The sequence below is a fragment of the Corynebacterium rouxii genome (genome assembly GCF_902702935.1).
Classification (GTDB): domain Bacteria; phylum Actinomycetota; class Actinomycetes; order Mycobacteriales; family Mycobacteriaceae; genus Corynebacterium; species Corynebacterium rouxii.
The window spans coordinates 2,032,665-2,048,593 of record NZ_LR738855.1; the positions used below are offsets into that span (position 1 = coordinate 2,032,665).

9 protein-coding genes and 4 pseudogenes are annotated in these 15,929 nt (G+C 54.4%); 10 read left to right on the top strand and 3 right to left on the bottom strand.

Features of this window, described 5'->3' with window-relative positions:
• Positions 1–3: 3 nt before the first annotated feature.
• A pseudogene (locus CIP100161_RS10015) lies at positions 4–1,083 on the bottom strand (IS3 family transposase).
• Positions 1,084–1,128: 45 nt separating this feature from the next.
• On the opposite strand from CIP100161_RS10015, the gene CIP100161_RS10020 reads away from it, so the two are divergent.
• The 3 genes from CIP100161_RS10020 to CIP100161_RS10030 all read left to right on the top strand — a co-directional run bounded on the left by CIP100161_RS10020 (position 1,129) and on the right by CIP100161_RS10030 (position 3,296).
• Positions 1,129–1,569: a YfbU family protein gene (locus tag CIP100161_RS10020; protein WP_166443170.1), complete on the top strand. Its 441-nt coding sequence runs from the start codon at positions 1,129–1,131 to the stop codon at positions 1,567–1,569.
• A gap of 923 nt (positions 1,570–2,492) precedes the next feature.
• Positions 2,493–3,056 carry a hypothetical protein gene (locus CIP100161_RS10025; RefSeq protein WP_155874060.1) on the top strand — a complete coding sequence of 188 codons (564 nt, stop codon included), beginning with the start codon at positions 2,493–2,495 and terminating at the stop codon, positions 3,054–3,056.
• A gap of 18 nt (positions 3,057–3,074) precedes the next feature.
• Positions 3,075–3,296, top strand: coding sequence for a hypothetical protein (locus tag CIP100161_RS10030; RefSeq protein WP_155874062.1), 222 nt, complete (start codon positions 3,075–3,077; stop codon positions 3,294–3,296).
• Here CIP100161_RS10030 and CIP100161_RS12605 read toward each other — a convergent pair.
• A complete protein-coding gene (locus CIP100161_RS12605; protein WP_155874064.1) occupies positions 3,285–3,560 on the bottom strand; it encodes an IS3 family transposase in 276 nt (91 codons plus the stop codon). The two genes, CIP100161_RS10030 and CIP100161_RS12605, sit on opposite strands and share 12 nt — an antisense overlap.
• 93 nt (positions 3,561–3,653) lie before the next feature.
• Positions 3,654–4,103 (bottom strand): annotated as a pseudogene (locus tag CIP100161_RS10040) (transposase); the annotation flags it as partial.
• Positions 4,104–4,972: 869 nt separating this feature from the next.
• Between CIP100161_RS10040 and CIP100161_RS10045 the strand changes: the two are divergent.
• From CIP100161_RS10045 to CIP100161_RS10075, 7 genes and pseudogenes are all read left to right on the top strand, one after another.
• Positions 4,973–5,978 (top strand): annotated as a pseudogene (locus tag CIP100161_RS10045) (transposase); the annotation flags it as partial.
• Positions 5,979–6,545: 567 nt separating this feature from the next.
• Positions 6,546–8,264: a hypothetical protein gene (locus CIP100161_RS10050; protein ID WP_155874066.1), complete on the top strand. Its 1,719-nt coding sequence runs from the start codon at positions 6,546–6,548 to the stop codon at positions 8,262–8,264.
• Positions 8,261–9,811: a YcaO-like family protein gene (locus CIP100161_RS10055; RefSeq protein ID WP_155874068.1), complete on the top strand. Its 1,551-nt coding sequence runs from the start codon at positions 8,261–8,263 to the stop codon at positions 9,809–9,811. The genes CIP100161_RS10050 and CIP100161_RS10055 overlap by 4 nt, the downstream gene beginning before the upstream one ends.
• A gap of 35 nt (positions 9,812–9,846) precedes the next feature.
• Positions 9,847–11,331 carry a nitroreductase family protein gene (locus CIP100161_RS10060; RefSeq protein ID WP_155874070.1) on the top strand — a complete coding sequence of 495 codons (1,485 nt, stop codon included), beginning with the start codon at positions 9,847–9,849 and terminating at the stop codon, positions 11,329–11,331.
• A complete protein-coding gene (locus CIP100161_RS10065; RefSeq protein ID WP_155874072.1) occupies positions 11,328–13,928 on the top strand; it encodes a lantibiotic dehydratase in 2,601 nt (866 codons plus the stop codon). The genes CIP100161_RS10060 and CIP100161_RS10065 overlap by 4 nt, the downstream gene beginning before the upstream one ends.
• Positions 13,928–14,941: a lantibiotic dehydratase C-terminal domain-containing protein gene (locus CIP100161_RS10070; protein ID WP_155874074.1), complete on the top strand. Its 1,014-nt coding sequence runs from the start codon at positions 13,928–13,930 to the stop codon at positions 14,939–14,941. The genes CIP100161_RS10065 and CIP100161_RS10070 overlap by 1 nt, the downstream gene beginning before the upstream one ends.
• Positions 14,938–15,914 (top strand): annotated as a pseudogene (locus CIP100161_RS10075) (hypothetical protein). Before CIP100161_RS10070 ends, CIP100161_RS10075 begins: the two are co-directional and overlap by 4 nt.
• Positions 15,915–15,929 lie beyond the last annotated feature (15 nt).

The window sequence follows — 15,929 nt, forward strand, 5'->3', positions numbered from 1 at the left end:
AAGTCATCGGAGGGCTAGAAGGGCGCACCAAGAGTGCCGCCTGCGCGTGTTGTAGCGCATACACCACCGGAAGATTTCCTGCCGGCAGCTGATTGGACTTTCAAAAAGTTTCCTATCACACAGTACTTCACGCTTTACGGTGGCGTTAAAGGATTCTGCTAGGGCGTTATCAGCACTCGTTCCCACTGCTGCCATAGATTAGCGCACACCAAGCTTAGCGCAGTGGCCCCCCAACGCCTGTGAGGTATACACACTGCCAAGATCAAAATGGGAAAAATGCCCCCCTTTTAAGGCTTCCTCGGACCTTTCTGGCATGAGACAAAGCCCCGATAACCAGCGATACCCGCATGCGATCCGCGAGTGCATCACCGACAAGTTTGCGAGAGTAGACGTCGACGACCGTGGCAAGATACATGTTCTTGCCCACCCCTACACGGCAGGTAGGTGATGTCGCCTAGTGGTGATGCATCGGCGCTGCTTGGTAAAGCCTTTTTAGCCCCATGGATTTCATGATGCGTGCGACCTTCTTGTGATTGATCGGGCCAAAGCTCGTATCGGTTTTAAGGCTTGCAGCGATGCGTTTAGCGCCATAAAGCCCGTGCTCATCATCAAAAGTGGTCTTGATTTTTGCACCAATAGCGGCATCGGAATACATTTTTAACCTGCGATTTTCACGGGTTTGCACCCATTTATAAAACGAGGAGCGATTGAGCTTTAACACGTGGCACATCCGCTTGATCGAGTATTCGGTTCGGTGGTCATAGACAAACTGGAAGCGGATTACCAGCGTGTCTTTTTTAAGCAAAATATTTTGCGGCCTTGCGTAGGATATCGCGTTCTTCGCGCAACTTTGCGTTTTCTTTTGTCTCACTGGCGGATCCGTTCGGAATCATTCGCTGCGTGGGCTTTATCATGCACGGCTTTAATGCGCGCACGCTTTTTCGGTGTCGTGCTTTTGGCCCAAGAATGCAGCGAGTCACGGTTGATATCGAGCTCTGCTGATGCTGCGTTTATCAAGAGGGCCTCATTGTTCTCATAGAGAGCTACAGCATCGCGTTTGCACTGTTCGGAGTACCTGGACATGATGGTAGATTACCTTTTTCCCAGCCCGATTGGGCTGGGTATCAGGTGTCCACCAAAAAAGGGGTCAGGTCCGCCTATGACTGCGAGCTGGTCTGGGACATTCTCGACATGTTTAGGGTAATCCATTTCAACGTTGAAGCGCTCGGTGAAAACGGGTGGGATGCCATCGGCGTCAAGAACGCCGAACGGTTCGGCAAATTCAAAGGCTTCGATCACCAGCGTGAACGCGAAAGCCAGACGGCCGGCTACACGAAATACCTAGTTAAGAGCGGCCGGTGGACGGAGCAAGAAAAACTCGTAAAAAAAGGAACGAACTCTCACAGACAAATGCTTCCGACCTATCAGTCCATGCTCGGAGCATTCAAGCCGGTACGGCGCGAAACAGTACGCAGAGGTGGACACTCCCACCTCAGTGCTAAAGATCTGCGAAAAATTCTGCTCGCCGCCCCTGGCGCACAGCGTGATGAGGACTGTGACCAAGCCTAAAAACATCAATAACCTCGGCGATCTACTCCCACTTCCGTAGTGCAGGGATCGTTCCGAGGCTTTCAAAACAAAGACTAACATGCCCATAATAAATAATCCAGAACCGACCCCAACACCGCTATCTCAATGGTTTTCATCTGCACGAATGCGCAAGTACGCCAACCACCCAGATCCAGAAGCACTCTACCTCTGGAACACTCACCTTTAGTCGTTGTCTATAAAATGCGAAACAGGTGCTCTCATCACGAATCAATCGTCCAACAACATAATATCCCCCGTGAAGTCGCACATCTCAACGCCGTTGATAATGCCATCCAAATGGTGGCGAACTTCATTGATCCCCATGCCGCGACATGGATCAAGGACAATTCCCGGATCCCCACTGTACGAGCACAACGACCTTAGCCGTCTGCCGCAACACTGAGGTAGGAAATTAGGAACGCCATCGACGTTGGTATGTTGAAGTGCCCAAGGTTTTGTTCCATGACCATCAAAAGCACACTGTCGATGTGTCGAACATCCCCACGGAAAGTGCTCGTCCCCACACATCAAGGACAAAGGCAGCAGGAGGCAATCGCCCAGGGTAATAGCTGTTATTCTCTTCATTCCCGGCGCTCACCAGGGACATGGTCACGAGAAAATTCGAGACTCGATAAAGGGCATACGTGAAATCCTCCAAGATTTCGTCCGCATCCCCCTTTTTTTGCTACTTAATCCGAAAGTAAGGCTATACGCCACCTGCTCCCACATCTGCACCGGCGCGCCACAACGCTAAACAAAATAATGCGCAGAGGCCTCCTACACCGCTAAGTATTGGAATAAATACATAACATTTCCGTAAACTTCCGGCAGGAAACTTGAAAACGTTTACCCCTTATCCCACCATGGAAAGTGAACCCAGTTCACCCAAAGATTGGAAACCGATGATCTGTAAGCAAACTTTTGGACAACTAGCGGGCACCGCAATCGTCGGCCTAGGCATCGCCTTTGCATCTACGGCACCAGCAATGGCTCAAGATTTATCGCAGTCCGAAAGCAATCAGACCAATGGGGTCACGACGTTGCAGGGCGCTGACGGCCTAACACGTACAACTTCCCCCGTCGAGCAGCCTGGCGTACAGGGGCGCAACTTGGATCTGCAGCCAGGTGATGAAATCAATATCAGCGTTGACGGACAAACCGCCGATATCATCAACGCTGCTGGGGACGTTGTGGGAAGCTTCACTGCGCCGCAACTTTACGACGATGAAGGCAACGAACTAACCGCGCGTTTCGCCTTCCACGAGGGAATGCTCATCGTCACAGAAACCGGCCCCACCGTTCGCACCGCCTGCACAAAGGCTAGCGTCGGTAAATGGACGTACCGAGTTGGAGCAACAGGCGTTTGCGGCGCGCTGGGCGCCGGCACTGGTGGCCTAGCAGGCGGACTGTGTGGGCTAGGTGCCGCTGCCGTTGAAGACCGCATTAACTTCGACAAGGTCTGTTAAAACCGAAAGGAGGAATGAATGTCGAACTTTACTAACCCCCAGAAAGTCGTTCGCGCATTCACAGCCGTCATTACCGGATGCTGGGTCTACTGCCTAGTGGTAGCACCAATCCTCTCCGAACAGAGTTATGCCGATGTGGCCATTGAGAAATCAAAAGATATCGGCATCGGATTCACAATCGCGGCACTGCTGGTAGGAGCAATTTGGCTTTTCATTGCCAATAAAAAATCAAGCGCCTAGCGCTCCATCCCCCTGAACTAGCCCCCGAAAGTTGGACTGGTTTAATTCTAGGTGGTTAGGGCCTTCAAGGGTCTGATTCCGATAGTGCATCGGAGTCAGACCCTTGAACCGTTGTTGAAACCGGGCGTTGTTGTACCAGAAGATGTAATCATCTACGGCCCGGTAAAACTCATCAACACTGGCGAAGTAGGTCAAGTCCGGTGAAGTGGTGTATGAGTTCTTTCGAATCGTCGGTGATTTGTTAGCAGGGATCGGGTCCGGCACAAGCCTGGGTGTGGTTGGTCATTAAGCTGCAATCTCCTTGCCTGCTGGGGGCGGTGGTGTCGGCGTCGATGACATTGGCTGTGATGGACCTGACCCCTTTTTGGTGGAACCGGTTGCTAGCAGCACAGTCGTTGTAACCGCGCGTCCTCCTTCCCGGACTTTCATCGTCAGCGCGTCGCACGAGAGGTAGTAGTACGGGCCGGAATCCAGTGACCGGGTGCAAAATCCTCCACCATCGAATCCAAGTCTTTGGCTATCTCACTGATTTGTGACTTCGATAGGTTCGTGATGCCGAGGGTGGCGACCAGGTCGTTCATCCTGCGGGTAGACACACCCTTTAAATAGCACGTGGCGATCACGGTGGTTAAGGCACGTTCGGTACGGGTTATCGACGGTGCCGACCCGTGTATCCAGTACTCGGTGGCGGTAGCCGTTGCGGTGGTTGACGCAGTTGTCGCTGGTGGTGCCGTAGTCAGCGCCGCAGACAGTATCGGCTTGGGCAGATAGAATTTGGTTGATGAAATCACCGAGCATCTAACGCATCAGATCGGGTGATACTTGGGTGAGTAGCCCTTCGAGATACGCGGTCGGGTCGATCAACTAAGGGCCAGCGGCCATTATGGGTGTCGTCCTTTCGAGGATAGATAGAAGTTGATTCGAAAGGTACCCATGATGGTCGCCCTATTTGTCCTCAGGGCCCATCACAGGAACTAACTCGTACACCACGCTAACGGACGCAACCCGGGATAGTCACGACACTGCTACCAAATAGCCGGTCACAACAACTAGCCAAGAGCGTAGCGACGTTTGAATACTCCGCAACTGGAGCGAGTAATTAGTTCTGCGAGCCCCTGGTTGCTGTAGCCGAAGTTCTGAACGTGGAAAATCGGTTACACACTTAATATGCAACCGACTCATTCTTCATAGGCTCAGGTCGACAATGGTGCCGCTAACAACTCCAATAGACATTGCTTCTAGGACCTCAAGGGTCCAGCTATTGACTGATTTTCTTCTCATATTGACCACTTCCTTATCTCTTTTTAAACACTTGAATTTACGGTGCTTTAAAATCCGAAAGATTATTCGTGAAGTCATGAGTACCAGCAGCGCCACCAACAACATTACTACTGTGTCAAGCCCAGGCTCATTGCCCCATTACGTTGTTAGCAGTTCCACCCAAGGCACCGAAGATCCATAGCCTGCCCACCCGAGTAGGCGGACTATGTTTATGCCCATTCCCGCCGTCCGAAAAAACAATAGAACTAGTCACTGGCTTCGGTATGGCTTATCCCTGTCCCCGTTAAAAAAAGATCCGAGGAGGTGATACCACCGAAGACAGTAACATACTCCAACAGCTCAATAGGAACCTAACCCAGCCCAGACGGCACGAGATCTCACAGTAATATAGATGCCAACACGAAGGCTCGCTACGCAAGCTCTTCGACACATTCCTCACCAATGACACAGAAGTCCTTGTCGTCGTCGATCAGCCCAACAACATCGACAGGCCACCGTCACAGTCACCCAAGCAATCAGCGCCGACGTTCGCCACCTCCCCAAGCTCACCATGCGACAGTTACCACGCACCCACATCAACAACTCCAAGACCGATATACGCAACGCCTACATCATCGCCCGCGCCTACACACACCTAATCAACCAGATACGATCCACACTCGTAGGAACCCACCCCACATTCGAACACGTCCTGCGTGAACAGATGATCCACCGCAAGCGGATCCTCCACCTACTAGCGAAATACAATGGCCCCACCAAGATTCAACGCATCAGCAAAGCACGCCTAGCAGCCTTCGCACGTAATCACAGAGCACATAATCCTGAGCCCATCATCGACGCCATGCTTACTGCCAACCACAGCCAGACCGTATCCATCGCCGGTGCGAAATACGCGCAACTTGGCATAGCAATGCCCGCCAAAGATGCACTAGCCACACTGGAACACCACAAAGAAACTGAAGCCCAAGTACTCGAACTCATCCAAGACATTCCTCAGACCGAGATCCTCTTGCCCATGCCCAGTATCGGCCCACGTAGCGCCGCACAAATCCCCATGACCATCGGCGATATATCCGACTTTCCTGATACAGCACACCTAGCTTCCTATGCAGGCCTGTCGCCACGGACGAACCAGTCGGGAACATCCATCATGTCGAATTCACCCAACCGAGCCGGCAACAAAAAACTAAAGAACACCCCTATGGCAATCGTCTTTTGCATCAATTAGATTCTTTCGTAGATTCCCGGCAATTCTACGAACGAAAACGCAACGAAGACAAAAGACACAACGCCGCAGTCGTCGCGCTCGCACGCCGACGCCCCAACGTCTTATTCACCATAATGCGCAGCGGAGAACTCTACAAAGACATCCCCACAACCCAAGAGGCCACAGCAGCCTAACCACTCCAAACCCCGAAGCCGATTGTGCAAGAAGCCCAATCGACCCTTCAGCATGCCCGAAAACAACACCCGCAGCGTGAAGCAGAAACCCTTCACACCCCCAACAACCTCACCCACAGAGTTGACAAACTATATAGGAACACCCCCACATCTTGCACACCTTTCCCCCACACGAATATCCCTCTCACCGTGCAGACTGTCTTTCTGTGGACAACTCTGCTTCTAGTCGCAAGCTATCCACAGAAGCTCTCCGAATAGGCTGCGGGCTCTTGATATTGTGAACCTTTTATGCTGCAGGACGAATCGCCCGCTAGCGCACTCAAGCTCCTCCGCCCATCACCAGTAGTTTCTGATAAATATCTATCTTTTTAATAACTTTTCCGATCCTAAGCCATATTTTGCGGTAAACTTTTGTCAATAAATTTTTGATTCTTCTTCGGATCATCCCCGAGCCACCACCCCGCTTATCGGCACGCTCGTTCCCGTCGAAAAGCCCTTTGTGCTCTAGAAATCCGACGATGAGTTGAAGGTTTGTGTGAGATTGCTCTCCAAAGGAATGGTGATCGTATGACCCGTATCGTACAGAATTCCCCACGTCCCGCCGGCTTGCCAGAGACTGAGAATTCCACAGCTGCTCAGGGATGGCAACCGTTCCTGCACAGTAATGTGATGTTCTCGGAGACACCCACGGGCGTGGAGTTTCACGATGACTTTCGTCGATTTTCTATCGACGGCCCCGGCGCATACAAAGCTTTCCGTGCCGCAACACCCCTTTTTGAAGGCAACGTACTCTTCGCAGATGCTCTCCAACACCTGGGCGCTGCCGGCGCTCAGACCATCAAGCTATTCGAATCCGAGTTATACCGGCATGGGATGCTCACACGGCTAACCCCGGAAAACCCTTCTGTTGCCGCATACCAGTGGGGCGGCCCCTGGGACGGGATCTTGAGGCTCCTCGCAAACTACACGCCCACTCCCATTGCTGTTCTGGAGAAGATTAGCCACACGCCTTTTACTATCTGCTGCAACCACCCGGAAAGCGCTCGTCTAATCAAAGCAAGTTTGGAAGAAAACGGCTGTGCAACAGTGCGTTGTGCAGCGCTTTCTCCGGATACGTCGCACCTCCGCCCCCTGCTCTCTCTGAGCTGGCGCGAACTCAGCGACGCCGCCACCATCACCGTCCGCAGAATTGGCAACGGATTGGTCATCGCATCAGATGTCGCGGCCGAGGCGGTGGCTGCGACGCATGTGTTGGAGTCTTTATCCAATGAGAAAGAAACCGCTGAGGTTCCAGAAGCTCTTATCCGCATGGCTGGAATCGTCGCGTCCTTTGAGGCTTTCAAGATTGTCTCTGGTGTCATACCAGCAACGCTCACGCAAGCGCTAGTTCGCATCGACCTTTCCACCGGTGAGGTGACCCAACACCAGCTAGGACAGCAGCAGCACGATAATGGCGATTCTCCCCTGTTTTCTCTGGTTGATCCGCTTCTGGGCTTCACGCCACGCTTCCTTGACGACGATATAACTCAGATGCCCTTGCGGCTATCACAAGTGTCCGTGACCGGCCCCGATCAACGGCGTTGGGTTGTCACCGGTTGGGCGCTAGACACTCTGGAGGCTGCACGTGAACGCGCAGTTGAGGAAGCCACTACCCGCGTCCTTCTCTCCCAACAGTCAGCACGGGCTATACTGGACGCCCCTTTAATGCAGCCCACTGGGCTTCCCACACCGGCTGCCGTGGGAAGTTCCCAGGAAGAAGCCATGGAACGCGCTCTCCCACGTGCAGCCGCTTATTGGTCTTTTCACTCTGCAACGCAGGGCATCTCGAAGGTTGTTCCGTTTCATGCAGGCTCTGAGCCCACATCCTGCGTACGAGATGCTCAGGAACTCTATGGCGCAGCCACGTCTACGTTCTTAGAGCTCACGCCTCTGTGGGGCCATTCAGTAGTCGTTGTTCAATGTGACAATCCGATTCTTAGCGTCGTGGCGGCAGGAGACGCGGCAGAACAAGCCGCAGTATCAGCCGCCTACGGCCACCTCGCGCTTGCACAACTGCATGCGGACAAGCACTGTCCGCCGCACGACGGCTGGTCGCATGCACTTCCGGCGTTAGCCTTAAGAGAATCCAGCATGCGCTGCCTTACAGAGGAACCGGTGACTGAGCTTTTAACAGATCCCCGTCTCTCTGCCGCCGGGCTCACTGCCGTGGCGTTGCGCCCACGCACGTGGATACCTGCTTCCCCGACTACCGTCGACCCGGCCGTTCATCGGCCTCTTGTCTCATGACTACGCGCGTCGCCTACCTGCACTGCCCGGCGCGCAGTTTCCCAGCGCACGCCCTGCCTCCGCGTCATGAGCAGTGGATAGCAGTCCCCTCCGAGGTGTGCAGGGTCTGCCTTAGCGCATGGGTGGATCGCACGGAAGAGGCTGCGGACTGGGTTAAGGCTGCTAGAGTACCCGGCTTCATCAGACGTTGGCTGTCTGAGCGTGTGCATTACGTCGAGCGCCCCTTGGGAGATTGGAGACTAGCAGCTACTGATGCGCAGTGCCTCTCCAGTTCTACGGTATTTATTCCGCCAAGCCCGTGCTGTACTGAGCACCACGATTGTGCTGCTAACGCAGAGGTTTCCGATCTCACAGGGCCTGCGTTAGCACCGTGTGGGACGGGGCCGATCACGGAGATTCGCCGTCCTGGAATGGTGGTTTCCCGTGGAACCATGCCTACTGTAGGGTCTCGACCAGCATTCCATTGGAGTGGTCAGGCGCCGACCATTGCTGAGAGCCGAAAGCTGGCTCTTTGTGAGGCCGTCGAGCGCGCATCCGCATGTGGGAATGAGGGAGCGGGAGGCGTCGATACGCATATTCCCCACGTCCCTGCCACTGATTTTGGGGTGGACAACGAACGGTGGAACCGTTCTTACGATCACTGCCGCAATTGGACACGCGCTATTCGCCTGGGAGATGAAACCGCATGGGCAGTCCCCACGGATATGGCGTTTTTCTGGTCTGACGCACAAGCTCGTTTTTGCTTCGATTCCTCCAGCGGCGCCGCGGTGGGGCGCACATGGGAGGACGCGGTGATGTCTGGGTTAGTAGAGGTCATTGAACGTGACGCTGTCCTGGCCGTATGGCATGGTTCCATGACCGTCCCAGAGATCGATGTTGACTCGATCAACGATCGCACTTACCAGGCAATGCTGCGGCATCTTCGCAGGCAAGGGCTGGTTATCCGCGCGTTTTACTGCCCGCTGAGTGTAGGAGTTCCTGCTGTTATTGCGGTATGCACGGATACTGAGCGCACTTTCCTCTGTGTTGGGGCAGCCGCCGCACCCGATCCCTATGTCGCAGTACGCAAAGCTCTACGGGAGGTCATGGCGGATTATCCGCAGTCGCGTTTGCTTGCTAGTACACGGTTGTCAGACGCTGCCGCAGTGCGTGCGGACGGTTCCGGGGCAGCTCATCGCCTCAGCGTTGCCGCTTCCGAGCTTATCGACGCCGCCGCTTTCCTCCTCCTGCCCCGTAAAGAGCTGCTCCGTGTCTCCGACATCCCGGGGTGCCCTCGCTTGTCTCTCGTTGAGCTAGTCGAGCATCTCAAAGCACATGGCTTTTACGGCTATGTTGTCGACTTCACCCAGAGTTATCACCAAATGGTGGGGCTTTCAGCTGTCAAGGTTATTGTCCCTGGTCTCTTGCCGCTGGAATATATCGGACAGCTGACTAGGGCATTGCATATGCCTAGGTTGAGGCAGCAGATGGCATGTTTTCGCACTTTGGGCCTAGCCCCTCCTAGCTCACCTCCCCGTCTCAATCTTGTTCCGCACCCGCTTCCCTAATGTTTCTCATGCTTCGCTGAAAGGTGGTGAGTCCTATGGATCGCCATACTGCAGATTTTTGGGCCACAACGGATAACGCTGCAACCGAATACACGCAGCTCATTCTGGAGCGCAAAGAACATGGCATGGTCTTCCCTGCTCAAGGCCCCTTTTGGAACCATCAACCCTACCCCGCAAAAATTGTTCCAGACGCCCCTCGCTTCCAGCTTCATACACACGCCATGTCCCCCACGGACATCGCTATTGCGCAAGCGCTGGAGGATTCTCTGATCAGAACTCATCTGCGCGCAGAAGTCGACTGCAACTCGCCGACAAAGACCCGATCTGAGGCGCAATCTTTTCAGTGGTCTCGGAATACAGCCTCAGGCGGAGGCTTATACCCAGTGAACGTCTACAGATACAGCCCCAGAGATAGCCACCTGCCCGCTGGCCTGTACTTATTCAACCCCATAACCTGCCAATGGCAGCAGTTGAGGGCTGATTCCCCACGAGGCGAACACTCGCGTTCTGCCGGTGAGACCCTGCTGGTTACCGTGGAGTTTTGGCGTTCAGCGTTTAAGTACGGTGACTTTGCGTATCAAGCGACCTCCGTGGATGTGGGGATCGTTGTCGCGGCGTTAGTCTCCCAACTGGATGCAGCTGTTGGGCCGGTGGCGATCGACTGGTCACCCGACGAGCTTGCTCTCTCCGAATTCCTTGGTAGTGATCCCCTCGACGAGGCCATATATTGCACGATCACGCTGCCTAACGGCTCCCCTTCAGACACTGTTACCGCTGGCGCGCCATCAGCCGTTCTCCAGACTGCTGCTCGACTCGCGCACTCGGGAACGATGCCCGTACGTTTTCCCACCACTGTGGCTTTGCAAAAACAGCGGCTCCGAGAAATGCAGAGTATGCGTGCGCCTTTTTCTACGGAAAGAATCGCCGCCCCGCCACCAGCAATAATCAAGCGAGGCTCCAGCTCTTTTGGGCGCTATTCCGGAGCTCCAATCGACGTGGGTGTGCTTACTCGCATGGTGCAACGCGGGCGTGCCACGGCCGCTTCACTCCTGGGAACCCCTCCTGAAACTGATTATTTCTTGGGTATCCAAGCAGCCGCGCTGTGTGTCAACGTCACGGGCTTAGCACATTCTCTTATAGCGGATAGTGAGACATATCCTGCGTCGGCTCCTGCGCGCCCGTGTCCACAGCTTCCCGAGTTATTGCGCAACACCTATCTCCTGAAAAACTACGACCCCCTGCGCAGCTCAGCCGTCTTAGTGCTATGCGCAGATTTGCAGCGGGTAACCACTACTTACGGCGCCTCTGGTTATCGGTGGGCATGTGCTGAGGTCGGGGCCTTTTGTCACGCTGTCTATGCTGTTGCGGCACAGGAACGGGTCTCTGTGGGCGCTGTGTTGGGGTTTGATGCTCAGTACCAGCGCGACTACCTCGGTTTAGCAGATAACCTCGTCCCGATCCTCAACATTCTTGTGGGTGTGGATCGGCCTCATGCACGGTGGAGGAACTCGTTACTATGACAACTACTTCATGGAAACTTCTTAATGAAACCCTGGTTCGCAGCTGCAGTGTGCCGTATGAGGCGTTACGCCAACTTTGCGACGCCCCCACCGACGCACTACTTACTGCCGATCTGGACCAGCGACTCCGCGTAAACGCGGCCCTTGATGCCCTTGGTTCTGCGGCCCATCAGGACGTCGCGGGGTGCACAAACACAGTGTTGCGTCGGGCTCTACTCGATCTCAAGCGAGCTGCACATCATCATGACGTGCGCAAAGTTCGTGCCCTGCTGGCTAAAGCTACATCCGCTGGTGTGCGGTTGCCTGCTGGCGTAACGACTGCCGCAGATACGGTGATCACTGCCGCCGAAAACGTGTTGTCCTCAGAGCAGCTGCACAAGGTACTCATGAGTTCCAAGAAAAGAGAGCGCGAGTGCCTCGGGAAGATCGCCCGTGACCGGGGAGTCGATTCAGCAGTACTGGCTGCATCAGTCCCAGCGGCAAAAGCCATCCGGAAACTGAGCACAGATTGTGCGCTGTCTGCCAAGCAGCTAGCTCGTGCCCACCGCACCACGCTGGGATACGTGATCCGCAGCGCCACCCGGTCAGTACCGTTTTCCGCCCTGTGCGCAATCGCGCCGTCCCAGTTGTCCCACGCCAGCCTACACTCGGATGAGACTCTTGCCCCAACATCTGTGCACACTATTGCGCGTTGGAACGTCTACGCCATGGCTCAGATTTTCTCTGCTATGAAGAAGGACTTTGGTTTTATTGCCACACTTCCGGTTCTGGTTAATCCTGACGCGTTATCAGAGCATGGTCACTGCATACTGCCTCGGTGTTCTGTCGAATATCTAGGGCACGTCGGCGACCGGGACTTGGCCGTTTACCGGGAGGAACGCCGAGTGGTCGATTCCAATGGACTATTTGGAAAGGTCATGGCCTTAGCCACAAGTGCTCCCCAAAACCACGAATACACGTGTGAGCAGCTGGCCGCAGAGCTCTCGGCGCATACAGGTTTAAGCAAGGCACAAACAAAGTGCATTGTTCTCGATGCCATCCGAATTTCGGCCTTAGTTGTTCCCACTCTCGATTTATCCCCGTCCACAGCGGTATCTGAACAGCCGATAGTTACGCACTTAGCACGTGGGTCGGACAAGGCCGTATCTGCTGCGCGTCTCATTGCCCGCATCACGGAGGAATGCAACGCGGTGGCGTCGATAAGCGACTTTGACCGCAGGCACACTCAGATCCTAGATCTCGCGCACCACCTGGATAGCCTCCGGCGACTCGTCGATCCCAGCATGCCGGTGTTCCATACCCATGTGTATGAGGATGGGGTCGGGAAAGAATCGACGATTCCCTCCTCCATCGCGGACTCGTGCACAGCCCTTGACTGGGAAGCTCTCGCAGACCTAGTCGATCTGCTTGATGTGCGGCAGGCAGAACGCGCGTTGTTTGAGGAGTTTGTGTCCGCAAAATTCCCCCGTGGGGAAATCTGCCACGATGTTCCGGCGGTGGTCAATAGTTTTGTTTCCGAGGTCCTCACGCCGCTGCGGCAGGTTGATATTGAGGCAGTTGATGAAAATGACCTGAAGTCCACTGCATCGTTGCCACTGGGTAAGGCATGGGAATGGATTCGGGCGCGGCGCCGCTTCCTGGCACACGTAACCGAGTTAAGAAACAACGCCGCTGGTCCCGTGGATATACGGAATCTCCTCACCAACTATCGTCCACTTGTGCAGTCTCGTAGGTATCCGTTTCGATCTTTAAACGCATACGTTCAGCAAGGCGACGAGGCCAAAGTCGTGATTAACCGGACGCTCGGCGGCCCAGGCTTCCCGTGGTCTCGGTTCGCGCATGCGATGCCGGATTCCGCAGCACGCGCATGGTCCGAATTATCGGATTATGCGTCTGACGCTGGGGTGACGCTTGTCGAGTTGACAGCCGGAATAGTGGTCTCCAACCTCAACACACATCCGGCCACCTACCCAACCACTCTCCTCATCCCAGGGCATCCTCGAAAAACCACACGGTTGTCTGATATTCGACTCGCAGACACGCAGTTGGCCTACTGCGCATCCAGCGGACGCTTGCAGCTTTTCGACGCCCACGGCACCGAACTCCTCCCCGCATACATGGGATACATCACTGACCGGGGACTGCCATTATCTACGCAAGCCCTCATGCTCCTAGCGCCACCCATGCATTGTTCCTTGGACTTTTTCCCGCGCACGAGTTCAGAGATAGTGCATCAGGCTCGTCTACTCCTAGGAGATGTTGTTCTTGCGCGAGAAAGCTGGATTTTTCCCACCTCAAGCACCTCTATGGATATTCCGTGTCTCCTAGAAGAGGCACTGGTGTGGTGGCGCAGCATTGCCCGACATCACGACCTACCCGAGTGCGGAGTTCTGCGAACATTCGATGCCCACGGCGTTGTGGGTAAAGGACAGTTTTATAACTCCCAAATCATGGGAACGATCACCAACCTCATACGCGCATTGCGCAACGCTCACTACGGGTTTGTGATTGAGGAATTCTTTCCCCACGCCGGCGCGTCCGGTGTAGCACAGGAATACATAGTAACAGGAACGCGCTCTTTGAAGGAGGGTATCTAATGCGTACAACCGACCCTTGGCTCGCTTTTCATATTTTTTATGGAGAAGACCCTTCTCTCTTGCTCCGCGACTGCCTGCTGCCTTTTGCTCATACATGCGTTGCAGAAGGACTGGTAAAACGATTTTTCCATATGAATTACTGGTTGGAGGGCGCACACGTCCGCTTAAGGCTAGAGCTTTGCAATCCGGCAGATCGCGAGCGCGTCGTATGCGCAGCGCATCAGGCTATCCAACCGTGGATTGACTCCCATCCTTCCAGCGCGCCCCAGCTGTCCCTGTGCAATCCCGAAGGTTATCGGCGCCTCTTTGAACACGAGTACCCCATGTCCAGGTTCTCCGACTATATCGATCAGGATGGTCTACCCCGTCTACAGCCAGATAACTGCATCCGAGAACGCTACTACGAGCGTGAATATGACCGCTACGGCGGACGGATAGGGATGTCGCTTAGCCAAGATGTTTTTCAAACCTCGACGTTGTTCGTCGAGAAGCTTTTACACTCTGGCGTTTTAGAAGCACGTACCTCACGACTAGCCGCGGCTGCGCTAGGAATGATCTGCACTGCGCATACAGTTTTGGCTTCCAACGCATCCATAGGACGTTTTTGGGAAAGCTATCACGCAGGTTGGACCTCGTCTTTTTTTATGCCCACCAGCTACACCTCGCCCACGGCACAGCACAAAATCGTCACCGAGACTCAGTCGCTCTCACGTGCAGCCACGCCATTTCGTGCGGCCTTGCGCCACGCCCCAGACGGTTCAAGTCTTCCCGAACCCTATGCCACTTTTACTCAACGCATGACCTCTCTCGTGGGCAAACTCCACGATGCATATGATTCCCGAGAGCTCGATTTTGGTGATTCTGCCGCAGAGGCCGGCCACACGTGGAAAGAGAATTCCATTTTTCTTCTGCGCTCTTATGTCCACATGACCAACAACAGGATGTCCGTCAACATCTCAGATGAGGCCTACCTAGCTTATTTACTGCACACGTTATATCGGGAGGCGCTATGACCAGCATTCATGATCTTCGGTTTGCTCCCGGCGCGGCGTTGGGCCCGATCATCCACAGTCCTGAACGAAGTTTCGCCGTAGCGCGTAATCCGCAGGGTGAGCTCAGCGAGCTAGGGCCTCAGGCCTGGATACTGTTGGACCTCTTCCGGCGACGAGACAACGGAGATAGCGTAGACACGAGGATGCTCGCTATCCCGCACGTGACTAAGGCCATACGTGCCATGGAGCAACGAGGATTGCTCACTACGACCTCGGATACCAGCGCATCTTCGCATCCCATAGGTATATTGGGGCGACCCCGTGGAGGGTGGTTCGTTTCTTTTATCGCCCTGGTCATGATACTTGCGGCAGCAGCAACGGCCATCATCGTATATGCGGGCTCCGCCTTTACCCAAACGCATAGCGCGCCTGACCTCACCGGTTTTTTCACGATTCTCGCCGGCGTCATCATCACTATCATCGCCCACGAATGCGCTCACGGCATCGCATTTTTCCTGCTAACAGGAATCAAACCGACAGCTTTTTCCGCTGCTTCTTTTCCCCGCCGGTTCCTCAGCCTGCAGCTACCTGGAATATTGGCGGTGTCCTCCCGCGCCGGGAGAGTCGCAGTGCTTGCGGTCGGGCCCGCAACCACGCTGATCTTTACGAGCCTTGCTGTGGTCCTCTACCACGAGGGGGTGCTTCCCGACGGCGCCGCATGGCTCCCCAGAATCTTATTTCTCACCTTTGTTGGCTCCCTTATTCCTGTTCCACATTCAGACGGAACCAAGATTTTGGAGACGATATCCAGAACCAATAATTTACCAAAATTTGCATGGAATTTTGCACGGAGAAAACAACTACGTTCTGAGATATTTCAACAGCAAATCGTTACCATAATTGTTATTTACATTTCACTTTATCTGGGTACCATAATGTTATGGGCGATCATAGTGCTATTTTTATAGTTTTCCCTGACAGCCCATATCAGTAGTCCAACCGTACGTCT